The following is a 24,723-nucleotide window of genomic DNA, read 5'->3' as shown; positions in this document are numbered from 1 at the left end:
CTAAACCTTAAAATCAACCAACACACCAGTAGCTTCGGCTAGCTTAGACACAATGCCTAACACCTCTTCAGACGGGTACTGCTTGACTAAATCACCACTTTCTTTGTCAATTACTTTAATAACATTTCTACCTGAATCTTCATCAACTTTAAATTGAATACTACGATTCATTTCACCCATAAAGTTTTGCAATTGTTGCGCCACTTTTTCTAGCTTGTCGGGTGATAATTCGGCATTACTTGAGCTTTCGTTTACTTTTAACTCTGAGGAGTATGTATTTGCATTGGCTAACTGAGCTTGATTTTGTAGTGCGGAGGAAGGCGTGTTGGTTTTCTCGCCTTGTAAAGCAAGCATATTGTTTAACTGTAAGCTTTGAGTTTCCATAATTCGCTCCTAGTTTAAAGCGATAATTTATTAACTAATACAACAAAGGAAGGGAGACCCTTCCTTGTTATATTTAGTATAGAGCTTATTTAAAAATTAACCTAATAAGCTTAGTGCTGCTTGTGGCAACTGGTTAGACTGAGCTAAAATTGTTGTACCCGCTTGTTGCATGATTTGGTTTTTAGTCAGTTTAGCTGTTTCTGCAGCATAGTCAGTATCTTCGATACGACTTCTTGATGCTGATACGTTTTCAGAAACGTTTGCTAAGTTACTAATTGTATGGCCAAAACGGTTTTGCACCGCACCCAAATCAGCTCGTTGCGCATCAATTTGTGCCAATGCCGCATCAATCGTTTGAATTGCATTTTGAGCACCTTCACTCGTAGTGCCTGAAATATCAATATCTTCAACAGATACTAACTTACTTGAGCCACCCGTTGCTCCAATTGCAGCCGCGCCAGCTCCTAGTATCTCATTCACTGATGCTCCAGAAATACCAATTTTATTCGAAGATGATAACTCTAAAGTAGATGAAACAGCCTGACTACCAGCAGCAGTACCGCCTCCTAATGATGCAGTACCTGCTGTAGCAATAAGCTCAATACCATTAACACCCGTTGCCTTAATCGTTAAATCACCGCCTGATTCAACAACATCATATCCATCTGCTACCATAGCTTCAGCTAAACGTGCAGCATCACCACCAAACTCAGCAAGCTTATAAGTGTCTTCACCTATATTTAAATCACCTACATCAGAAGAACTCAAACCCTCTAACGTAGTGCTTAACTCTGACGTTGCCGTCACGCCAGCTGCTGCTGTATTTATTTTAACAGCAATATCTTCAGCACCATCGCCTGCTGTAACCGAAACGCCTTTACCGTTAATATTAAGCGTGGCATCAGCAGTAGTCGCATTTTGTAATGCTAATGTAGTATCACCAGCAGTACCTAAAACACCGCCCGCTCCAGTTATAACATTTGCACCAATCGCATCAGCTGAAACATCACGTAGGCTTACGTTAATTGTTTCGTTCGCGTTTGAGCCCACTTGGAACTGTTTAGTACCAAACGAGCCATCTAACAAGCTAGTGCCACCAAATTTAGTCGTATCAGCAATACGGGTAAGTTCTTGTTGTAGTGCACCTACTTCTTTTTGTAGTGCCGCACGAGCATCAGCATCGTTTGAACCATTCGCTGATTGTAGTGACAAGTCACGCATACGTTGTAAAATATTTGCTGATTCAGTCATTGCGCCTTCAGCCGTTTGCGCCATTGAAATACCATCGTTCGCATTACGCTGTGCAACACCTAAACCATTTACCTGTGAAGTTAAGCGGTTAGCAATTTGCAGACCAGCCGCATCATCTTTTGCGCTATTAATACGCATACCCGATGAAAGACGTTGCATTGATGTACCTAATGCTTCGCTTGATTTTGCTAAGTTTCTTTGTGCGTTGATAGACGATACATTTGTATTTACTGATAAAGCCATGTTATAACTCCTGATTACTTTCGTAATGTAACTAATTGATTTTAACCAAGAGCCATCACATATTTAATTTGTTCAAGCTCCGTTCTGATTAAGTTAACGGCCGTTATAAAATTACCTTTAGCTTTTTTTTAAAATAAATAACAATAAAAACAAAAAAAAACTTAAAACCATGAAATAAAACAAAAAAAGCCAAGCATATTTGCTTGGCTTTTTTCGGTAGCTGGTTTGCTTTAGGTGTTAACCGCCTAATAAACTTAACGCGGCTTGTGGTAATTGATTCGCCTGCGACAATATAGTGGTGCCGGCTTGCTGCATTATTTGGTTTTTTGTTAGTGTTGCAGTCTCAAGTGCGTAGTCAGTATCTTGAATACGGCTTCTCGACCCTGCCACGTTTTCAGCAACGTTCGCTAAGTTACTAATAGTATGGCCAAAGCGGTTTTGCACCGCACCTAAATCAGCGCGCTGTGCATCAATTTGTGACAATGCCGCATCAATAGTATTAATAGCTGCTTGCGCACCTACACTGGTTGTGCCAGAAATATCAATATCTTCAACTGTTGTTAGTGTACTGCTTGATGCACCTAAAAACTCTGCTTCATCTGCCGTACCATCATTAGAAATACCAATAGTATTTGGTGATGACAACTCCACTCGCGATGTTTTAGCTGTATCAGCAGTGGCTGCGGCCACACCATCAAACGTTAAAGTACCCGCTGCGGTACCCACTGTTTCAGCAATGGCTTCAATACCATCTGTTCCAGTTGCTTTGAGGGCAATAGAATTAGTGTCTGGATCAAACACTGCATCATAACCATCAGCCGTCATGTCTTGTGCTAAGCGCGTCATATCACCGCCATAACCGCCTAAGTCATATTCGTCGTCACCAATCTTAATCGTTGCGTTATCAGCACTAGTAATGCCTGCAATAGTCACATCCAGCTTAGCAGTTGCAGTAACTCCCGATGCAGAATTATTGACTTTGTCTGCTATTTTAGTAGCCCCTTCTGCTGCAATAGTAATGTCTTTACCATTAATATTTACATTACCCGCAGTAACAGTAGCTGCAACACTCGCTAAAGTACCAGCAGCAGCTGCCGCACCTAACGCAGTGCCTCCGCCTTTAACTTCATTTGCACCAATTGCGTCAGCCGACATATTGCCCAAGCTTACGTTAATTGTTTCATTGGCATTAGCACCAACCTGAAACTGCTTAGTACCAAATGAGCCATCTAGTAGGCTGGTGTTACCAAATTTAGTTGTATCTGCAATACGTGTTAGCTCTTGCTGAAGCGCACTCATTTCTTTTTGTAATGATGCACGGTCTACCGCACTATTTGAACCATTGGCTGATTGCAGAGATAAATCACGCATACGTTGCAGAATATTTGCCGACTCTTGCATTGCGCCCTCAGCCGTTTGCGCCATTGAAATACCATCGTTCGCATTTCGTTGAGCAACGGTTAAACCATTTACCTGAGACGTTAAGCGGTTAGCAATTTGTAAGCCTGCCGCATCATCCTTTGCACTGTTAATACGCAAACCTGATGAAAGTCTCTGCATTGAGGTTTCCAGAGCCATGCTAGATTTAGTTAGATTGCGTTGCCCATTGAGTGATGCAACATTTGTGTTTACACTTAAAGCCATTTTACCATCTCCTAGTTTAATCAGAGTGTGGTTCAAATTACTTAGCAGGAACCACGCTTTCTATGACTATAGAAATGCACATGTTGTGCCAACTCGAATTAAATAACCTAACTACTTGTTTATTAACAAATTAACAGTACTAACTTTAGGTAGTATGAGAGGTTTTTAACTTTTTTAGGCTTTATACTTGAAGAGGGGGTTTGCGATGACAATTTTTTGCCGCTTTGAAAAGGCAAGTTATTACCTTTATAAAGTAAAGGTAATAACTGTTGACTGTATCTTATATATAATCAAATAGTGATAGTTTAGCTAAGCGACCAAATGTAGCTTGTGATGCTTGTAGTGCGGTTTCTTGTTTGGTTAGCTCACTAATAGCAGCAGCTGTATCTATCTCGACTAAATCTGACTTGTTTGATTTATTATTTATATCCAAAGCACTATTTGAATCAGTTACTCGCTCCACTACATTCATACGTCCACCAAGGCTCGCTTGAGTAAAAACAACCTGCTCGCTGGCATTTTTCAACTGAATAAGGCCATCTGACAGTGCTTGCTGTAGTCCCTCGCCCTCAAGCTCTTCATCATTTAAGCTAGTAATTAAGTCTTGTAAGGTGTTTAGTACATTTTCTTTATGTGGTTTTTCAAGGCTAAAGTCTAATTGGCCGGGCGCGGTGCCCTCTAAACTAATCTGCATACCTGCAAACTCAATTGGCTCATCTGTTACTTCGCCAATAACAGGTGGAGTTAAAGATGCGCCATCCCGAAGAATCTCATACTGAGCGGGATCAGCTGGTGTTGCACCAGGAACAACCACTACGTTATAAGTATTGATTGTTGCTGAAACAGCAGGGTCGGGATCTGAGTTATAGCTATCTTTATGAAACTTATCAAATTCACCTTGGTTTTCTACGTACACAGTGCCAGAAGTAATAGTACCTGTTGCAACTCCCTGGTTTGAAGTGACATCTAACCGTGCATCTACTTTTTCAAAGGCATTAAAACCATTATCGCTGGATTTAATATCAACCCCTTTTGCAATAGTAATTTCATGTTGTCCTTGATCTCCTTGATATTCATATTTCCCATCGACACTATTAAAGGTATACGTCTGAATATCATCTTGGTAACCAGAAAAAATGTACTCTCCACCTTCTGACTGAGTATTCATTAAGTTAAGTAATGATTTTTGTAACTCTTGTAGCTCTCCTGCAATTGACGCTAGCGCATCTTTGCTGAGTGACCCATTACCTGCTTGAATAGTTAGCATCTGCGCTTCTAAAATAGCGTCATTCATTCCCGATAAAATACTTTCTTCGGTTTCTAATCGACCTTTTAGCTGATTAATATTTTTAGTATGCTGCTCATTCGTTTGAATTTTATTTGAATACAACATTCCTTGAGATATTGCTGCTGGGCCTTCTGAAACAGTTAAATACTTTTGCCCTGTATTTACACGTTCTTGCGCACCGGCCACACCTTGTTGGTTATCGAGTATTTTATTAATATTATTTTGATACATTAAGTTATTTGATAAGCGCATAATTACCTCGCAGCACTGAGTAAAGTCTCAAAAATAGAACGAGCGGCAGAAAGCACCTGAGCTGAGGCCGCATAAGATTGCTGAAAACGTAGTAAATTGGCTGCTTCTTCATCAAGGTTCACACCAGATAAAGACTCGTACCATGCCTCTGATTGCTCAGCTAACGCATCAAATGCGGCTCCATTCGTTCTAGCCTGACTAGTTACCACACCAATTTCAGTAACCAATCCTGCATATGCTTGGTTAAACGTTTTATGATTATCGGCACTAGTACTAGTGACTACATTTTGACGCACTAGGTCGCCATTTTGCAATTCAGCGAGTTTTAAACCGTTACGATTATCATCAAAGCCACCTTCATTAAATTCTAGAGTAAAACTATCGCCAGCCGCCGGTGTACCTTCAATATTAAAGTCAAACCCATAAGTTGCAAATGCGCCGCCAGCTTGATTAAGCAGATTATTAGCCGGAGGAATTATTGTAACCGTCGTGGTATTTATGTTGTCTGAAATTATATACTCGTCTGGATTCGCTGTTTTTACTATATTAATAGGTCCATTCGCTAATGCTAATGGGGAAGTAGTAAAGCTACCCGTTGTAACATCGCTAACTTCTCCTGCAGAAATGGAAGCCGTGCCTGTGTTATCACCATCTGCAGCGGTTCTCACTGGTGAGGCAAGTGCTAAGTCTTCACCGCGCCCAGTAAGCAAAGATATGTTACCAGCCGCACCTGAGTTTAACTTTACTTGAAATTGATCTCCTGCATTTCCAGCACCCACTACACTTATTTGCAAACCAAAAGACTCTCCGCTCACAACTGTTGACGAGTCAATAACACCGGCCACTACATTAGCTAGTGAAGGATTTCCAAGCGGCTCACCTTTATTGTCAATTGGTTGAATACTGACTTCATTAGGATTTGCTGTATAAGTAATAATAAAATCACTTGCTGGTAACTCACTACCCATACCAGGCTCTACAGTGGCAGTAATACTGGCCGTACCTGTATTGTTTTGATAAGGAAAGCCTCCAACACTAGGAATTTCAAATATATCACCGCCAAGCTGACCACTTGCATCCATACCTAAATGATTTTGTTGATTGAAAGAATCAGCTATTGCCAGCCCCATTTGACCTAGTTGATTTTGTGTAGGGATTAAAATATCATCTCGAAAAGCAAGCAATCCACCAATTTTCCCTTTTAATTTACTAGCATCAACATCTAACGGCACCGCTTTTCCACCATTAACATCTAAGCGAAGCTCTTGAAAGTTAGGATCTGGGTCTGCACTCATAGAAAATAGATTAAAAGTACCATTTTGCATAACGACAGCTTCACCGGTTCCCATAAATACAAGCTTTTCACCATTTGGCCCATCAAGCGTTTCAATATCTATTAATTCAGATAAGTTACGTATCGCTTTATCACGCTCGTTGTAAGCAGAGCTAGCATCTGAGGCACTATTAGTACCATTAATTCCGACAATTTCTTGATTTAAAGAGCTAATATTTTCGATTAAAGTATTAGCTTCAGTGGAGAATATTTGTAATTGCTCATCGACTACTCGTTTTTGTTCAACTACAATCCCCGAAAGCCTATCCATCTGGTCAAGTAGGTTTTCTGCATCACTCATAACTAAAGAGCGAGCTACAGATGATGATGGTTGATTGAGTGCTTCTTGAACATTATTAAAAAATGAATTTAAGCTCGTTGATACACTATTTGACTCTTGTGAGAATAGTGTATCAATTCGGTTTGCTTCACTTTCAAACTGATCAAAAAATGTTTTATTTGATGTATCTCTGTTTAATTGTTTTTGTGCAAATTCATTAAGTAAACGGTACGTCTCGCCTCTCCCCACTTGATTATCAATCATCGTGGTATGTTCGGTCCGTTCACGTACGTAACCTTCCGTGTTTACATTGGCAATATTTTTACTTGTCGTTTGCAGTAAATCAGAACTTGCTCTTATTCCAGAATTTGCAATGTTTAATAAATTAAACGACATATTACTTTACTCCTTGGCGGATCACGCTTGTTGCAATATTTTTAAGCTCAGTACTATTAAGTACTTGTTTAATTTTATCCGCATAATTTGGGTCTGTTGCATAACCAGCTTTTTGGAGAGAATCTAAAAAATCATTTGGTTTTGCTGTATTTTGTAATGCTTCTTTGTAGCGTGGGTTTTGCGTCAAAAAATCTACAAAATCATTAACGCTGTCTTTAATTGAATCATAAGCTCTAAAGCTTGCTTGTTTTTTAACGGGTGTACCTTGCTCAAATTCAAGCGTTACTTTGCTTGCTTTATCGCCTTCCCAGCTTTTATCTGACTTAATATTAAATAAGTTATTTGAACTGCCGCCATCACTTTTATTAATGATATGCTTGCCCCAACCTGTTTCAAGTGCTGCTTGTGCAACCATAACGGCTGGGTTTAAACCAATTTTTTTAGCCGCTGTTTTTGCATGCTCCCACACTGAACTTACAAACTCTTCGGCAGTGTCGAAGTTTGCCTTATTGTCATTCGACTTAGCCTCTTCTGTAATTTTGTTATCAGTTAATGGAATGGTTTCTTTTTTATACTGTTGATGCGGCAACTCTGTGCCTGCACGCTGATCACTTAAAAAATCATTGCTCGTTCTGAGTACTGAGCTTGGCGTGTAGTTTTTAGCATCAGGGGAGAGTTGTTGAACGATTAAATCAGCCAGCCCTAATGAGCCATTAGATGACAATTCAGATGAAAGTTGTTGGTCGTGCATTTCTTCAAAAAACTTTACGCTACTTGAATTAAATGGGCTTTCTTTGTCCTCAAATGCTTCATTTGCTTTGCGCATACCTTTGAGCAACATTTGCGTAAATATTGCTTCAAATTGTGCAGCCGCTTTTTTAAGCGCAGCTTTAGAAGCATCTGTCGATGCGTCGCCACTTGTTAAGGCTTCTTGTCGAAGTGAGTTTAAGTTGCCTAAATCAAAAAAGTTTTGCTTATCGAGGTGGTTCGTTTCCATCGGCTTTTTGACACAAAATGAATAATGCAGTTAAAAATGCAAAAATTGAGCCACTACCAAACAAAACGATAAAGATAAGTATAATAATTTTGAGTTATACCAATTAGCTTAATTAAGTGATCTGTTTTGAGGCAGGAAAACCTTGTTGATAGTAGGCAAAAACTTCGTTGTTTAATTGTTCTCTGCAATTGCGCCTGCGTTGCGATACCTTGTGCACCCATGCGGTCGTAAATGAGAAAAGTTTAACGCAGCTAGCGTCAGTTTTGCCCTCTTCAAAATGATTAAATATATTGCAGATTAGTGTACTATAAATAAAAGAGCCCTATATCTTGTTTGAAAGATATAGGGCTTTAAGTAATACGTAATTTATGTGCCTAAAGATTTAAATAACAACTAGCTGGCCATTAATTGCGCCCGCTTCTTTTAATGCCTCTAAAATAGCCATTAAGTCACCAGGTGCTGCACCCACTTCGTTAATTGCACGCACTAAATCATCTAAGCTCACACCTGGATTAAATACAAATGCCCGCGAGTCATCTTGATTTACATCTATAATACTCTGCTGCGTGACAACAGTATCCCCTGCACCTAGCGGGTTTGGTTGCGTCACATTTTGTTGCTCTGCAATTGTTACTGTTAAGCCGCCGTGAGTAATTGCTGCAGGTTGAAGCTTAACGTTTTTGCCTATAACAATAGTGCCAGTACGCGAATTAACTATTATTTTAGCTGCCATATCAGCTGGCTTAAATTCTAAATTTTCAAGTGTTGATAAATACGATACACGTTGCGAGGCATCTCTGGGGGCAACAACACGAACGGAAACAGAGTCAATTGCTTGCGCGCTATTTGGACCAACCAAATCGTTAATTGTTCTTTCTAAACGTTTAGCCGTTGTAAAATCAGGACGGTTTAAATTAAAGGTAATAAAGTCACCTTGCATAAACGGGCTTTCTACGGTGCGCTCAACAGTTGCGCCATTGGGTATACGACCAACAGTGGGAGTGTTCATAACAACTTTACTACCATCTAAGCCTTCAGCTCCAAAACCACCTACAATTAAGCTACCTTGCGCAATTGCGTACACGTTACCATCTACACCTTTTAAAAAAGTTTGTAATAAAGTACCACCACGTAAGCTGCCTGCACTGCCAATAGAAGAAACAGTTATATCTATTGTTTGCCCTGGTTTTCTAAATGCAGGTAGTTCAGCATGGACTGCAACAGCCGCAACATTTTTAATTTTAGGACTTTGAGTTGAAGGTAATGTGATACCAAAGTTATTCAACATGCCTCTAAAACTTTGTTGAGTATATGAATTTTGTTCGCCAGTACCAGGTAAACCTACTACTAAACCATAGCCTACCAACTGGTTTGAACGTACCCCTTCAACCATAGATACATCTTTTATGCGCTCGGCATTGGCAGTAAACTGCCAGCCTAATAATACAATTAAGCATAAAGTTTTAAAGCTGTTCATGTGACTACCTCTAAAATGGAAACAGCGAACTGCTAAAGAAACGTGTGAGCCAACCAGGACTTTGTGCTTCTTGCGTCTGCCCTTTACCTGAGTATTGAATACGTGCGTTAGCAATACGGTTTGATTCAACCGTATTATCGGCGCTTACGTCTTGAGGGCGAACTAGCCCTTCTAACCGAATAAACTCTTCGCCTGTATTAAGCGTTAGCCACTTTTCGCCACGGATCACTAAGTTTCCGTTTGGTAAAACGCGCATTACGTTAACCGAAATATCACCCACTAAACTGTTTGATTGATTTGATTTTGAGTCACCTTTAAACGACGAGTCACTACCAACACCAAACTGAATGCTATCACCACCTATATTTACAGGTAGACCGCCGAATCCAATAACAGGGTCTAAGCTTGCTTCGGTTTCTTTGTCTGTTTCTGTTTTAGCTGCTTTTGTTGCTTGAGTTGACTCTTGCAATTTAACCGTAATTATATCGCCAGTACGCAGTGCTTTCTTATCAGAATACAAATCGTTTGATGTATGAGTATTAAATAGTGAACCTGTTGCTACCATCGGCTCTAAAATAGGCTCAGGGTACATAGGTGCGTAGTAAGGATCATCCTGTACTATTTCACTATTTTGCGTTGACATACAACCACTTAAAAATAATGTGCCTGCTGCAAATAAAATAATATTACGCATAATTCCCCCCGCACTATTAAAGCTGTTGATTGATGTAACTCATCATTTCGTCAACAGCCGAAATTACTTTTGAGTTCATCTCATAAATACGCTGAGTTTCAATTAAGTTTACCAGCTCTTCAGTTACATTTACGTTTGATGTTTCAAGTGAGCCCTGAATAATGCTACCTAATCCTTCAACGCCTGGGTTACCTTGCACTGGAGCGCCACTTACAGCTGTTTCGGTATATAGGTTTTGACCAATTGGCTCAAGACCCGATGGATTAATAAAGTCACTAATAGTAAGTTGACCAATGACAACGTTGTCGGCTTGGCCTGCAATACGTACAGACACTTCGCCATCTTGAGAAATAGTTATTGACTGAGCGTCTTCAGGAACGTTCATTTCAGGCTGAATAACATAACCTGCTCCCGATGTCACAATTCGACCATCACCATCAGTAGTAAACTGACCATTGCGAGAATAGGCGATATTGCCATCGGGTTGAAGTACTTCAAAAAAACCTTCGCCAGAAATCATCCAATCTAACGAATTTTCAGTGGTCAACATGTTACCTTGCGTAAATTCTTTTTGGTTGGCTACAACTTTAGCACCCGCACCTAACATTAAACCTGAGGGCATTTGGGTATCTTGCGATGAACGGCCACCAGGTTGGTTGATATTTTGATAAAGTAAATCTTCAAAAATGGCACGACTTTTCTTGTATCCAACCGTACTGGCGTTAGCTAAGTTATTTGATATAACCGAGATATCGGTTTGTTGGGCATCAAGCCCAGTTTTGCTGATCCATAATGCTGGGTTCATAATAGAGTCCTCATTTTAAAGTTAAACTATTCTCAACAGCTGATCTTGACGCTCGTCAATTTCTTCGGCTGTTTTCATAAGCTTTACTTGTAATTCAAATTGTCGTTGATGGCTGATCATATCGACCATTTCGTGAACTGGGTTAACATTAGACATCTCCAATGAACCGCTTAATACTTTTACATTGGCTGAGGTTTCAACCGTTTGATTTGGCTTTGGCCTAAATAAACCATCGTTACCTTTTTCAAGTGTGGAATTATTAGCTTCAACTATTTTTAAGCGATCAACTTCTTCTAAAAAGTTAGCTGGCGCGCCTTGTGGTCGTACTTGAATTGCACCATCTTCACTGAATCCGATTTTTTCAATCGGAACAGGTAAGATTATAGGACCACCTTCGCCAATTACTTGACGCCCACCACTGGTAACCAACATACCTTGGGCAGTTATATTAAGCGTACCTACTTTAGTGTAAGCTTCGTTACCTGAGGCGTCTTGCACGCTTAGCCAGGCGTTGTCGCTCATTGCTATGTCTAAATCACGGCCGGTTTGAACAATACCGCCCGATGTCATATCTGAACCAGGGCGTTCTTCCATAGAAAACACCCTTGTTGGTAGACCTTCACCAAATGCTTGCATCGATCGTGCTTGAGCAAAATCAGATTTAAAGCCTGTGGTATTGGCGTTCGCCAAATTATTGGCTTTAAGAGCCATACCCAGCATGCTTTGCTTAGCGCCAGACGCGGCAATATAGACCATTTTATCCATAACATCGACTCACATAAAAATCTCTGCAATAGTAAATGCAATATAGATGCCAGATTAAATTTAATACTATAAAGAAATTATTATGGCGTGGTTTAAATGTGTCTTACCAATCTGCTTAAATTATATAAATACTTATGCCGGCTGGTATTAACTACCCCAACGTTGAATCAGCCAATAAAAAGGCTGCAATTAAGCAGCCTTTAAGGATAAATTAAACAGTTTTAGTTTATCGTATTTGTAAAATACTTTGCTGAATTGTTGAGTTAACTTCAAGCGCACGCGAGTTTGCTTGATAGTTACGCTGTGCAGTGATCAGATCAACTAATTCGCTAGTTAAATTTACGTTTGATTGTTCAAGTGCTGATGAATTTATTTTACCCAGTGAACCAGAACCAGGTTCGCCAGCAATAGGTTCCCCCGATGTTATACTTTCTTTCCAGCTCGTATTACCAACCTGTTCCAAGCCTTGCGAGTTCGCAAAGCGAACCATAGCGACTTGCCCTAAAAAAGTAGAATCGCCATTACTATATGAAGCAACTAGCTTACCATCTGTACCGATATCAATACCTGCTAAACGGCCAACTGTTGCGCCATCTTGATTAAGGGTTTTCACTTCAAAATTACTTGCATATTGAGTTGGTATTTTAGTAACCCCATTAGCCTCATCGCGCCAATTGATAGTGATATCATTTGGAAACGTAGCACCATTGCTTAACAGGTCAGAAAGACCTGGTGTGGCTGATGTAACAGTAAGAGGGTCAAAAGTAGTTCCTGTATTTGCAACACCGTTTGTGCTGAGTGGCTGGCCACTTGCATCGAAGCGAAATGTAGAAATAGGAGTATAAGGTGCGGCAGTTTGCTCTAGGCCATTTTCGTCAAACGACTTACCATCTAGTGTTGTATGTACTTCCCACATATTTTCATCACCTACAACTGGTGGTGTTGCTGGCGCAGGCTTAACAAAGAAAAACTGCAATACGTGCGGCTCACCGAGTGAGTCATACACTGTTGTTGAAGTTGATGAATTATAACTAGCGCTTACACTTGGATCGAACGCAATTGTGGTTGCTTGTTCGCGTGAATCTAAATTAAATGAGTTATATATAGTAGATGTTGCACGCGGTGAACCTGAAGAATCTGGTATTTGCAGAGCAGACGAAGTACTTAAACTAACAGATGTTGTATCACCCGTTGTTGGGTTAACAGGAAACCCTTGAAGAAAATTCCCTTGTGAGTCAACCATATAGTTATCTTTATCAAGTTTGAAGGCCCCCGCACGTGTGTAACTAAAATCTTGCTCTCCAAGCACAGCGCTGGTAGCAAAGTAACCCTCACCAGTAATAGCTAAATCTAATGAATTCTGAGTAAACTGAAGTGAACCCTGATGAAATTGCTGTGCAACCATCGCTGTTCGAACACCATCACCGTTTTTTGTTTTACTTGTACTAAATACTGATGATGCGTACACGTCTGCAAATTCAGCACGTGACTCTTTAAAGCCCGTACTATTTACGTTGGCAATATTATTTGCGGTAACGTCTAAATCTTTTTGTGCGGCAGCAAGGCCGGATAATGCAATGTTAAAGCTCATAATTAACCTCTAATCTATTAAACTTTAGCCTAAAGGCCAACGTGAGAAATATTAAGTATCTATTACGCGATTTCTGCGACATCTGTCAGCCTAACCGCACCTTCTCTAGTGTTAATAATGATGCCGCTTGCACCATTAATATTAACACTTTCAATATTTTTAAAAGTAGCAATAGGCAAACTTGAAAACTCACCGCTAGTACTACCTTCAGCTTTAATTTTATAATCGCCTGGAGGCAGACGCTCACCACCTTCATTTTTTCCATCCCATGAGAAACGGATAGCACCAGCTGATTGTGCGCCTAATTCAATGGATCTCACTAACTGTCCAGATTCATCTTCAATCCGAAGTGTTAAACTCTCAACTGGATTTTCTGCAACAACAGAACCACGCGCTTCTTCAGATTCTTTTAACTCTAAAGTATCAGATTCTAAAAGTGCTTTTTTCCCTACTAATGTAGATGCTTGTAACGCTGAGTTTGAAGTCATTGATGCAGCTAATGTTTCAAAATTAGAATTTAAATTTGAAATACCTTCAGCCATCGTAAAGTTCGTCATTTGCGCAATCATCTGATCGTTATCAGCCGGGTTACTCGGATCTTGAAACGATAATTGTTGCGTTAACAATGAGAAGAAGTCTTCCTGAGTTAATGCATCACTTTTCTCTTCAGTGTCTACTTGCTTATCTTGCCACCGTAAAGAATCTAAATAGGATGTGGTGGATGTACTGATATCGTTGCTCATAGCCTACCCTCTGTTACCTCTGCCCTAACAGCAGTGTTTTACTCAACATTTGTTTAGCTGCATCGGCAACTTGTACATTTGTCTGATACGAACGAGAGGCAGATATCATATTTGCCATCTCTTCAACGACATTTACGTTAGGCTTGTAAATATAACCATTTTCATCAGCACTAGGATGATTCGGGTTATATTCAATTTGTAATGGTTTATTACTTTCAACAATGCCTAACACCTTAACGCCTACAGAAGAACCTTGTGGGTTGCTTGCTGAGGCAGAAGCTTTAGTAAGTTCGGCAGCAAACACTGGTTGCCGCGATCGGTATGTTTTATCCTGAGAAGAACTAACCGTATTCGCATTAGATATATTACTGGCCGTCGTATTTAAGCGCACATTTTGTGCACTCATAGCTGAACCAGCAATATCGAAAACATTATATAAACTCATAATTATTATCCTTGGCTGCCGAGTGCTTTATTCAGACCTTTAAATCTACCAGTTAAAAACTGTAAACTCGCCTGATACTCCATAGCATTCTGTGTATACAAGTTTCGTTCCACCTGTATATCAACAGAGTTACCATCACCTGTATCTGTTTGATTTGGCGTACGAAATAATTCAGAACCACCTACACTTCGAGTTCCTCCGGCAATGTGTTTATCGTTTGTTCTTACCATAGTATTGCCGCCTAACTGGTGAGATTTTGCCGTTTTTAATGCAGTGGCAAAATCAATATCTTTTGCCTTATAGCCAGGCGTATCAGCATTAGCTATATTAGCAGCGAGCACTTCGGCTCTTTGCGAACGGATCAACATAGCATGCGGGTGCACACCAAGCGCTTTATCAAAACTGATAGCCATAGCCACCTCCAAAAAATTGACTTAGCTTAGATAAAGCAAGAAATAAGCCATTAAATTTATTTTTGTTTAAAGCTATTTATCCAAATAATTAAACACAGTGTTAAAAAACTAAATTTAGAGAGATGGGAGGGTTTAGGTATGAGACTTCAGATATTATAGAATGCTTTAATATGGACATATGTAAGATAAAAATATTTAAATTAAATGAACTGCGGAGAGATAATTTCTCTACATCTGAATTCTATCTGTTCGCTAAAAACAAAAAACGACGCTAAGTGCGTCGTTTAAATATAAAAAATTAGAAGGGTAATAAGCTACTAGCATTACTTTTTTTGATAAACAATACCAGGGTTGCACCTAACCATATCAAACTCATCACTTAACCCGCTCATAGATTCCGACGCCCCTAAAAGTAAATAACCTTTAGGGTTTAGTGCTTGAGAGAATTGCGCGATAATTTTAGCTTTTACTTCTGGTGCAAAGTAAATCAGCACATTACGGCAAAATATAATATCGAACTTACCCATAAGTGCGTATGAGTCGAGCAAGTTAAGGTGTCTAAAACTTACTTGTTTTTTTATTGAATCGTTTATCTGAGCCATACCGTTGCCGCTGTCTTTGAAAAACTTTTTACGGCGTTCTGCTGATAAACCTCTTGCCAGTGCTAGAGAGTCATATTCTGCGTGTTTACACATATCAAGCATAGTGTTGGATATATCTGTAGCGACTATTTGTGCCCCCATGCGTAACACACCCGGCGAGCTTGCCTGGAATTCAGCAACCGACATGGCAATTGAATATGGCTCTTGCCCTGAGGAACTTGCTGCAGACCATATTTTTAATGGTCTGTTAAGTCCTTTAAACTCAGGAAAAAATTTAGTTTTTAATAATTCAAACGGATATTGATCTCTAAACCATAACGTTTCATTAGTTGTCATCGCATCAACGACTGCTGCTCTTAATTGACGCTCATGCAGGCCTAATGTTTTATTTACTAGCTGTGACAAAGATTCAACATTAAATCGTTTCATTAATGGCGCCAAACGACTTTTGACTAAGTATTGCTTATTTTCGCCTAATACAATACCGCATTGCTGTTCTAAAAATAATCGAAATTGATTGTATTCACTTTGCTGTAAATCTTTATTATTCAAATCAATAACACCTATGTTTATTAATCACAATTAACCCATTTTTTTACTGCTGTTGCGAGTTCATCAGGATTAAATTTTGCAATAAAATCATCTGCACCTACTTTTTCAATCATTGCTTGATTGAAAACCCCGCTCAAAGAAGTGTGTAAAATAACATGTAACGGAGCTAATTTAGGGTCTGCTTTTATTTCTGCTGTTAATGTATAACCATCCATTTCTGGCATCTCTACATCTGAAATAAGTAATCCTACACGCTCAGTTATATCTTTTTCACAATTTTCAGCGATTTCTTTCAATCGCTTTAAAGCTTCTTTACCATTTTTGGCAAGTTCAGTATGAATACCTAGAGGCTCTAATGCTCGTTTAATCTGATTTCGTGCCACAGAAGAATCATCGGCAATAAAAATAATTCGCTCACCTAAGTCTTTTTGAATATCGCTTTGTGTAGCCGCAACATCCTCACTCACTAAGGTATTAACTGGGCAGATTTCGTTCAATATTTTTTCTACGTCTAAAATTTCGACTAATTCGTCTTCAATTTCAGTCACGGCAGTTAAATAAGAATAACGTCCCGCACCAGCAGGTGGCGGCATTATTTTTTCCCAATTCATATTTACAATACGCTCAACTCCACCGACAAGAAAACCTTGCACAGTTCGGTTGTATTCAGCAATAATTATAAAACTGTCTTTAATATTTTCAATTGGTCGCCCACCGACAGCCATAGAAAGATCGATGACTGAAATAGTTTGTCCACGAATATGGGCAACACCACGAATATAAGCATTTGATTTCGGCATATTAGTTAGCGGGGGACATTGCAGCACTTCTCTGACTTTGAATACGTTAATCCCAAAACGTTGACGTCCTCTGAGTTTAAACAGTAATAATTCTAAGCGGTTTTGCCCAACCAACTGAGTACGTTGATTCACTGAATCTAAAACACCTGCCATTCAAATCTCCTAAAAAATATACGGAACAATAATTGCTTCTATTTTATAAAGTCACACAGTACAACGAGAGCGTCTATAATTTGACGCTAAATATTTATACCCTGTTTTAAACTATAAGCATAGCCGAAACATTATGAGTTTGTTAAAAAAAATCAGAAGATACAGTGTTTTTTATATTCTTGCTAGCCTCTGCTTTGTATTACCTTTGCAAGCTAAAGTTTTTAGTAAGGATTTATTACAAGAAATGGCCATTACTTATGTAGCTGAGCAAATAGATACCACAATCGACGCTAAAACACATTTAAGCACCCTGCCGCTGGATAGCCGGATCCCTGATCGTATCTGTAATAGCCCCCTTGATCTAATGTCCGCAGGTGAGCCTCCATACAATCGCCAAGTTACTATTCAAGCAAAATGTAATGATGAACAAGCTTGGGCTCAATATATTCATGTAAGAATTGTTGAAATGGAGCCTGTTGTCGTAGCCACTGTAAACCTAGCCCGTGATGAAGTAATTACTAAATCACACCTAACTATAGAAATGAAACCATCTCATTTTATTAGAGTGCAATATTTAAATGATCCCGCTATTTTAATTGGTAGCAGAAGTAAGCGAAATATTAGAAGTGGTGCGCCGGTGTTGCTTAATCAAATTTGTATGGTTTGTAAGGGAGATTCTGTTAATATTTACGCAAACCTCAAAGGGCTTCGAATTAAGACAACAGGTATTGCTTTAGAAGATGGCACCTTGGGTGAACAAATACAAATTAAAAATAAAAAGTCTGGTAAAGTTTTAAATGCGCGAGTAGATGGTGTAGAGTCTGTTCAAGTAAATATTTAATTTAGATTTATACTAAAGTATCCTACGTATAAGCCGATAACTAGGCATCAGTTGGGTAATATACAGGTTTATTATTATGGTTAGTCAAGTTAATGGTAGTAATCGACAAGCTAACGCGCTTGCAAACGCAAAGCAGCAACACGTTGATTTAAAAAAAGATAATGCAAATACGCAAACTGTACAGACTCCTTCGCCGAAAGCTGCAAGTGATTCTGTAAGTTTAACGCCGCAGGCACAGCAACTAAAAACACTTCAAGATAAAGCACAGGAGTCGCCTGGTTTTGACAGTGAAAAAGTTGCTGAACTTAAAAAAGCAATCACTGAAGGCAAATACCAAGTGGACAGCGAAAAGCTTGCTAAAAATTTAGCTGATTTTGAGTTTGATATATATGGCTGATCATAACAGTTTAATTAGCGTAAAATTAAATCAACAATCAAGTTGCTTAGATTCTTTACATGCGCTATTAAATGAAGAACTTAGTACGATAGCCTCTCGAAGAGGTGCTGGTTTAAAAGAAATTGCCCAACAAAAAATGTCTTTCTTAACCAGATTAAGTACTCTTGACAAAGACCTAAGTAAATTAATTGCTAGTAATGACTTTCAAAATCCGGAAGTCTCTGAGTTAATCACTCAAGTCAAAACCCAGCTTGAAGAATGCCAAAAGCAAAATAATGTTAATGCTCATGCAGCTCGTCAGGCGCAAATAAGTGTTAAACAATTAAAAGATATATTAATTGGCGCACCAACATCAATGACTTACGACCAAGATGGTAAGTCAGTAAATACCGAGAGCAAACTGGTTCGAAATTTAAAAGCTTAGCCTACAAATTTATATTAAAAAAAGCCTTACTGATTAATCAATAAGGCTTTTTTAATGGCTTCATTCTCAGATATCAATATAAACCCATTCAGTATTTAATGATGTAAGCCCCTTAATAAGTAATTAAGAGGGCTATATTGATATTAAATGTCCGTTTGGTTATTACTACTTTCAATTAAGTGTTTAATCATCTCTTCAGATTGATTTTGCACGTCAACCGCAGGTGTCGCTGCATCAGTGCTTCCCCCACTTTTCGCTGGAGTATAAGCAATTGCAGAACCTTCATCCTCAACCAGCGTATTTAGCGCTATAAGTTGCTCCGCACCTTCGTTAATGATTACGTCATTAAAATTAAGCGGTTCTGCCGAACTCATTTGCACCGTTTGCTCCGGTGTTGATAGACCACTCAAGTTACCTAAATCAATCGTTTCAGTGCTTAATATGTTGTTGCTTGAAATTTCATTTGGGTTTGTATCGCCCAATGCTGACTCTTCGCTAAATGATTCAGGGATTGTGTCGCCAGAGGCAGTGCTTGCTCCATTATCGTAAATATTTCCCGTACCTTCTATTGCGTTGTCAGTATTTTTGATTAAGTAGTTTCCAACTTCATCTACAGTTACAAAGTAGAATTGCTCTCCTCCACCTATGTTTAGATTGAGTAAATTTAGAAAGCCTCCCCAATCTCCATTGCTATCGGAAGTAAAACTTCCTGCATTATCTAGTACATCTAAATCTAGACCGAGTAAGTTAACACCCAATAATGAAGAGCCAATAATATACACTTCAGTATCTGGCTCTGTTGTTCCTTCAACTGACGGTAATAAAACACCTAATGTCCCAGAGTCAAAATCAGTGATTTCAAAACTTATTGGTGTAGTATCAATAACCAATCCAGATAAACTACCGCTTGATGTTGTATTTCCTGATGCATCAGTTGCTACCGCTGTTACAGTATAAGCCCCATCAGCTAAACCTGTATCCGGTGAAGCACTCCATGCACCGGATGCGTTAGCAGTTACTTGTTTAGTGACTTCAGTTGGGCCGTTAAAGGTTACTACTATAGTTTCACCGGCGCCGGCTGTCCCGGTAACAAGTGGGTTTTGATCCGCTGTTAGATCTAACCCCGAGTCAATTGTAATACCTGAGTCAATTGCGCTACTTGATGATTGCGTACCGATATTACCTGGACCATCAGCAATGCTTACATCAACGCTGTAGTTACCCTCAGAAAGTACTTCTGTTGATGTCACACTCCACGTCCCATCTGGATCCACGGATGCGCCAACATTGTGAGTGGCACCAGCTGAATCAGTAAACATAACGATTACTAACGCGCCTGCAAAACTTCCAGTTACTGACCCTGTAACAGTAGGTGTTGTATCTTGCCCTACCAATATTGGATCTATGACTACAGTTGGTGCGGTGTAGTCGGTGCTTGACCCCATAGTATCGCTAGAAGAGTTACCCGCTGTATCGCTTATTGATGCTGTTGCACTAAAGCTACCTTCACTAAGCGCGGTGGTAGCTGTTACTGACCATGTGCCATCAGTTGCAACTTGAGTTGTAATAGTTTGTGAATCGTTATTAGCATCAGTAATAACAACACTCACACTGGTACCTGCTGATGCATCACTTATACCTGTTATAGTCGGTAGCGGATTATTAGTTACTGATAACTGGTCAACTTCAATTGTTGGTGCTGTAAAATCAATTAATCCACCAAGACTTGTAGAACTGATAAGCCCTAAGTTTTCAACTGTAGCATCAACTGTAAACGCACCTGCAGCTAATGGTACGGTAGGTATTAACGTCCATACTCCCACGATAGCCTGTGTGTTGTAAGTAGTTGCTGTACCGCTACTATCGGTAATAACTAACTGTACGTCACCTGCTAATACATCGGTGGTACCTGTAATCGTAGGCGTTGTATCGCTTGTATCTACAATTTGATTAATTAATAAACCAGGTAAGGTTGTACTAATAGTGCCCGTTTGCGTTGCCTTTGCCTCATTCCCAGCATTATCTATGCTAATAGCCTCAACGGTAATTTCTCCTTCAGGTAATAAAGGAGCAATGACAGACCAAGTACCATCTCCCAAAACAGTAGTAGTAACTGTTTGTACTGCGCCTGTTGAGTCAGTGATATTCACAGTAATTGAACTACCTGCGTCTTCATCACTACTACCTGTAATAGTAGGTGTTAGTGTATTAAGTACACCAATTGCCTCAACTCCTAGCTCTGGGGGTAAAGTATCTATCGTTACTTGCTCAATGACCGACTGCCCAGTACTGCCTGCTGCATCAGTTATACTCGCATACACATCATATACACCATCGGATAAGCTAGTAGTTTCCAAAGACCACTTGCCATCGCTACCAACAAGCGCATCAAATACCGTTTCATTGCCGTTACTATCAACCACTGTTACGTCAATATCTGTACCTGGTGCTTCTTCCGATGTGCCTGAAATAGTTAATAAATCGGTATTGTTAATACTCAATGGTAGAATACTCACAACTGGTACTAATGAATCAACTACAAATTCGAGGGTATCGGTTACTACGTTGCCCGAATCATCAGTAATACTGACATTGGCAACGTGCTGCCCTTCAGATAATGCATCTAGTTGAAGTGTGAATACCCCAGCAGCATTAACTGTCGTCTCGACTATTGAACCATCATCAAGCTGAATTTTTACAGTGCCGTTAATTAAATCACTAGTACCTTGAATTATTGGCGTTGAATCAGATGTTGTGCCAATAACTTCTAAGCCTAAGCTAGGAGATAATGTATCTACAACCTCGATCAATAAGATTGTTGTTGTTAAACCAACCTCATTTACTATATCTACGGTTACACTATATGTACCTTCAGCCAATGATTGAGGAACCTGCACAGCCCACGTATTATCGGCTTGCACTATAGCAACTAGCTCTTGTACTGCATTATCGCTATCTACCACTCTAACTAACACTTCCGTGCCTGGTGCTTGATCGGTTGACCCACTAATTATTGGTAAATCCCCCTCTCCAGTTACAAAGTTAACTACTGCATCGAGTACCGGCGTTGTGTTATCTATATCTGCTGTTGTTATAGTTGTTGTATTACCCGCTTCATCTGTAGCTGATGCAGTGACTGTTGACAAGCCTATAATATTAATTGTAAGGCCAAGTAATTCCCAATCTCCATTAGCATCAGTTAGTACTTCATAAGTACTATCAACTAAGCTTCCTGCCAGTCTAGTTGTTACAGTTACAGTTTCATTGGGGCCCAAATCAGATGTACCCGATAGTGATAATAACCCTCCGACTAAAAACGAAGGAACAATTGTTAATTCCGGTCCAACGGTATCAACCTCACCGCCTGTTCTGTTGTCGACCGAAGTATTACCCGCAGTATCGCTAATAGTTGCACTAACACTGTAAACACCGTCAGCTAAAATATTATCAGCGGCCGCTTGCCAGTCTCCATTGCCATCGGTTTGAACGGTCATTTGATGAGAAGCTCCAGCAGAATCAGTAAAGGTAACAATAACGTTTGTATTTGCCTCGTTAGACGTGCCTGTAATTAGCGGTGTGCTATCTTGAGTCAGTATTAATGAACTTTGATCAATACTGATTTCGGGGGCTATTGTATCGATAGTTGCTGTATTTGTTGCGTCCCCGGTATTACCCGCGCTATCAGTAACAGAGACTTCAACTAAATAATCTCCTTGTGATAGAGAGCTAGTTGCCTCTACAGACCATACACCACCAATTTGAACTGTTGTATTTACAGTATGCTCATTACCTTGTGCATCAGTGAATACCACTGCAACAGCATCACCCACATTGGCACCTGTCACACTTCCTGAAATACCTGGGGTTAGATCTGTACTTCCTACAATATTATTAATAGTTACAACTGGCGCTGTTATATCAACTCCCCCTGTAGTACTTGTGTTTACAGGGTTACCGGCAGTATCTGTGGTTGAAGCTGAAACAGTGTAAGTACCCTCGCTCAATTCTGTACTTGCTGCGACTGACCATGTGCCATTTGCACCAACAGTAGCATTAACCGTTTGCTCTGCACCTAAGCTATCCGTAATTAAAATAGTAACTAATGCGCCCTGTGGTGCAGTGGTTGTACCTGAAATAGTTGGCGTTGTGTCATTTAAAGTTACAAGCGGTGTAATACTAAGTGCTGGTGCTGTTAAATCGATAACACCACCGCCCGTTGCATTACTCGTTAATCCTCCTTCAGTCACACTTGCCGAAACAGTAAACTCACCTTCAGGAAGAATACTTGTCGCATCTACACTCCAGATCCCGCTTACTACCGAAGTAGTTACAGTATGTGAAATGTTATTAACGTCAGTTATAACGACCGTAATTTCTGTGTTATCTGCCGCACTACTTGTGCCTGATATTGCTGGTGTTTGGTCATTAGTATCAACAATTGTATTAATGTTGATTGTAGGCGCATTAGTATTTAGCGTTGCGGTAGCATTTGCTGAAGCACTATTACCTGCGGTATCAACAATAGTTGCAAAAACTGTAACTTCACCATCAGTCAGTGCGTCTGTTATATCTACACTCCAAGCACCTCCTGCGCCAACAACAGTTGTGTAAGTCTCGGTACTATCTCCATCGGTCACAGTTACAGTAATACTCGTGTTTTCAGGTTCATTAGATGTACCTGAAATAGTTGGCGTGCTGTTATTAATTGTACCTAATGCATTTATAGTAATACTTGGTGCTTGAGTATCAACAAAACTCGAACCTGTATCGGAGCCTGTATTACCAGCGTCATCAGTAATACTTACCCCTACATTATAGCTGCCATCCGGTAAGCTTGGCGCTGTAACTTGCCAATCGCCGTTAGCATCAACTAATGCAGTTAAAATGTGTGTGTCATTATTACTATCTGTAATGACTATATCGCCCACTGTCCCCTGTGGTTCAGTTGAAGTACCACTTATAATGGGTGTATCGGTGTTAAATACAGTTATATTATTAAGTGCAACAACAGGCACTTGGGTATCAATTGTTAAATCAATAGTCGTGCTGCTGGTATTATTAGCATCATCGGTAATACTTACTTGCGCCGTATAATCACCATCAGCAAGTGCAACAGGTACATCTACTTGCCAATTACCATCTGTACCCACTGTTGCTGTTAGTGTTTGACCGCCTATAAGAATGGTTACATCAGCACCTATCTCATTACTTGTGCCTGAGATTGTAGGGGTTGTATCTATTGTCGCATTAACTTCGTTCACACTTATTGTCGGGGCAACACTATCTATTTCACCTTGCACTTGCTCGGTTGTTAAGTTACCAACACTGTCTCTAACCTCTGCAACAACGGTATACTGACCTTGCGCTAGCTCTGCAGGTACAGCAACAGACCAGCCGCCACCGGCTTGAACTGTCGCAGTAAACGCTTGGCTTTGCCCTGCACTATCAGTCACAGTTATATTAATTACAGTGCCTTGCCCCATATCGGTGGTGCCGCTAATTACTGGGGTACTATCATTCGATAAAGTATCGACACTAACAGTTAATTCTGGTGCTACATTATCAAAATCAAGTGTATTGATTGTTCTGATGTTACCAGCGGCATCACTTGCACTGGCTGTTACATAAGCAAGACTTAGTAAAGGTACTGTTATGTTTGCAAGCCCCCACGTACCATCAGGATTTGTTGTCGCTGTATAAGTTGCACCAACTAACCCACCAACTAGGTACTCTGTAATAGTGATCACAGAACCCCCAGGTAGATCAGAATCCCCCGAAAGAGAAACCAAATTACCCAATAAAAACGATGGAATAATTTCAAGATCCGGAGCGGTTATATCCACTTCGCCCGTGTCTGTACCCGTGCCTGTATTACCCGCTGCATCTGTAATGCTGGCGCTGACGCTATAATTACCTTCAGCTAATGTACCTGTTGGCGTTGCACTCCAGTTAC

20 protein-coding genes are annotated in these 24,723 nt (G+C 39.9%); 3 read left to right on the top strand and 17 right to left on the bottom strand.

The window, feature by feature from the left end:
* The 16 genes from I6F40_RS09555 to I6F40_RS09480 form a co-directional block, all read right to left on the bottom strand.
* Entirely contained in the window at positions 1 to 384 is a 384-nt protein-coding gene (locus I6F40_RS09555) for a flagellar protein FlaG (protein WP_166376900.1), read from the bottom strand.
* A 96-nt stretch (positions 385 to 480) separates the two neighbouring features.
* Entirely contained in the window at positions 481 to 1,878 is a 1,398-nt protein-coding gene (locus I6F40_RS09550) for a flagellin (RefSeq protein WP_166376899.1), read from the bottom strand.
* Between the two features lie 237 nt (positions 1,879 to 2,115).
* Positions 2,116 to 3,522 carry a flagellin gene (locus I6F40_RS09545; RefSeq protein WP_197192831.1) on the bottom strand — a complete coding sequence of 469 codons (1,407 nt, stop codon included), beginning with the start codon at positions 3,520 to 3,522 and terminating at the stop codon, positions 2,116 to 2,118.
* A gap of 280 nt (positions 3,523 to 3,802) precedes the next feature.
* Complete coding sequence (gene flgL / locus I6F40_RS09540) at positions 3,803 to 5,062, bottom strand: flagellar hook-associated protein FlgL (protein ID WP_166376897.1); 1,260 nt, start codon at positions 5,060 to 5,062, stop codon at positions 3,803 to 3,805.
* A gap of 2 nt (positions 5,063 to 5,064) precedes the next feature.
* On the bottom strand, positions 5,065 to 7,071 hold the full coding sequence (flgK, locus tag I6F40_RS09535; RefSeq protein WP_197192830.1) for a flagellar hook-associated protein FlgK: 2,007 nt from the start codon (positions 7,069 to 7,071) through the stop codon (positions 5,065 to 5,067).
* Position 7,072: 1 nt separating this feature from the next.
* Complete coding sequence (gene flgJ, locus I6F40_RS09530) at positions 7,073 to 8,068, bottom strand: flagellar assembly peptidoglycan hydrolase FlgJ (RefSeq protein ID WP_166376895.1); 996 nt, start codon at positions 8,066 to 8,068, stop codon at positions 7,073 to 7,075.
* A 382-nt stretch (positions 8,069 to 8,450) separates the two neighbouring features.
* Entirely contained in the window at positions 8,451 to 9,545 is a 1,095-nt protein-coding gene (locus I6F40_RS09525; protein ID WP_197192829.1) for a flagellar basal body P-ring protein FlgI, read from the bottom strand.
* 10 nt (positions 9,546 to 9,555) lie between these two features.
* Complete coding sequence (flgH, locus tag I6F40_RS09520; protein WP_197192828.1) at positions 9,556 to 10,239, bottom strand: flagellar basal body L-ring protein FlgH; 684 nt, start codon at positions 10,237 to 10,239, stop codon at positions 9,556 to 9,558.
* Positions 10,240 to 10,255: 16 nt separating this feature from the next.
* Complete coding sequence (gene flgG, locus I6F40_RS09515) at positions 10,256 to 11,044, bottom strand: flagellar basal-body rod protein FlgG (RefSeq protein WP_166376892.1); 789 nt, start codon at positions 11,042 to 11,044, stop codon at positions 10,256 to 10,258.
* A 21-nt stretch (positions 11,045 to 11,065) separates the two neighbouring features.
* Positions 11,066 to 11,809 (bottom strand): flagellar basal body rod protein FlgF, encoded by a 744-nt coding sequence (locus tag I6F40_RS09510; protein WP_166376891.1) that lies wholly within the window; start codon positions 11,807 to 11,809, stop codon positions 11,066 to 11,068.
* A 226-nt stretch (positions 11,810 to 12,035) separates the two neighbouring features.
* Complete coding sequence (gene flgE / locus I6F40_RS09505) at positions 12,036 to 13,400, bottom strand: flagellar hook protein FlgE (protein WP_166376890.1); 1,365 nt, start codon at positions 13,398 to 13,400, stop codon at positions 12,036 to 12,038.
* A 62-nt stretch (positions 13,401 to 13,462) separates the two neighbouring features.
* Complete coding sequence (locus I6F40_RS09500; protein ID WP_166376889.1) at positions 13,463 to 14,143, bottom strand: flagellar hook assembly protein FlgD; 681 nt, start codon at positions 14,141 to 14,143, stop codon at positions 13,463 to 13,465.
* A gap of 13 nt (positions 14,144 to 14,156) precedes the next feature.
* A complete protein-coding gene (flgC, locus tag I6F40_RS09495; protein WP_166376888.1) occupies positions 14,157 to 14,588 on the bottom strand; it encodes a flagellar basal body rod protein FlgC in 432 nt (143 codons plus the stop codon).
* 5 nt (positions 14,589 to 14,593) lie between these two features.
* Positions 14,594 to 15,001, bottom strand: coding sequence for a flagellar basal body rod protein FlgB (gene flgB, locus I6F40_RS09490; protein ID WP_166376887.1), 408 nt, complete (start codon positions 14,999 to 15,001; stop codon positions 14,594 to 14,596).
* Between the two features lie 323 nt (positions 15,002 to 15,324).
* Positions 15,325 to 16,155, bottom strand: a complete 831-nt coding sequence (locus tag I6F40_RS09485) for a CheR family methyltransferase (protein ID WP_166376886.1) — start codon at positions 16,153 to 16,155, stop codon at positions 15,325 to 15,327.
* 20 nt (positions 16,156 to 16,175) lie between these two features.
* Positions 16,176 to 17,108, bottom strand: a complete 933-nt coding sequence (locus I6F40_RS09480; protein WP_166376885.1) for a chemotaxis protein CheV — start codon at positions 17,106 to 17,108, stop codon at positions 16,176 to 16,178.
* Positions 17,109 to 17,241: 133 nt separating this feature from the next.
* Between I6F40_RS09480 and flgA the strand changes: the two genes are divergently transcribed.
* The 3 genes from flgA (at position 17,242) to flgN (ending at position 18,770) form a co-directional block, all read left to right on the top strand.
* Complete coding sequence (flgA, locus tag I6F40_RS09475; protein ID WP_197192827.1) at positions 17,242 to 17,949, top strand: flagellar basal body P-ring formation chaperone FlgA; 708 nt, start codon at positions 17,242 to 17,244, stop codon at positions 17,947 to 17,949.
* A 76-nt stretch (positions 17,950 to 18,025) separates the two neighbouring features.
* Positions 18,026 to 18,346 (top strand): flagellar biosynthesis anti-sigma factor FlgM, encoded by a 321-nt coding sequence (flgM, locus tag I6F40_RS09470; RefSeq protein ID WP_197192826.1) that lies wholly within the window; start codon positions 18,026 to 18,028, stop codon positions 18,344 to 18,346.
* Positions 18,339 to 18,770, top strand: a complete 432-nt coding sequence (gene flgN / locus I6F40_RS09465) for a flagellar protein FlgN (protein ID WP_197192825.1) — start codon at positions 18,339 to 18,341, stop codon at positions 18,768 to 18,770. The genes flgM and flgN overlap by 8 nt, the downstream gene beginning before the upstream one ends.
* Positions 18,771 to 18,913: 143 nt before the next feature.
* On the opposite strand, the gene I6F40_RS09460 is transcribed toward flgN, so the two are convergent.
* On the bottom strand, positions 18,914 to 24,723 hold a 5,810-nt coding region (locus I6F40_RS09460), incomplete at its 5' end, for a beta strand repeat-containing protein (protein WP_197192824.1).

The organism is Pseudoalteromonas sp. SWXJ133 (genome assembly GCF_015864365.1).
GTDB classification, from domain to species: domain Bacteria; phylum Pseudomonadota; class Gammaproteobacteria; order Enterobacterales; family Alteromonadaceae; genus Pseudoalteromonas; species Pseudoalteromonas arctica.
Note: the sequence above shows the minus strand (reverse complement) of the source record. Positions and strands in the feature narration are given on the sequence as shown.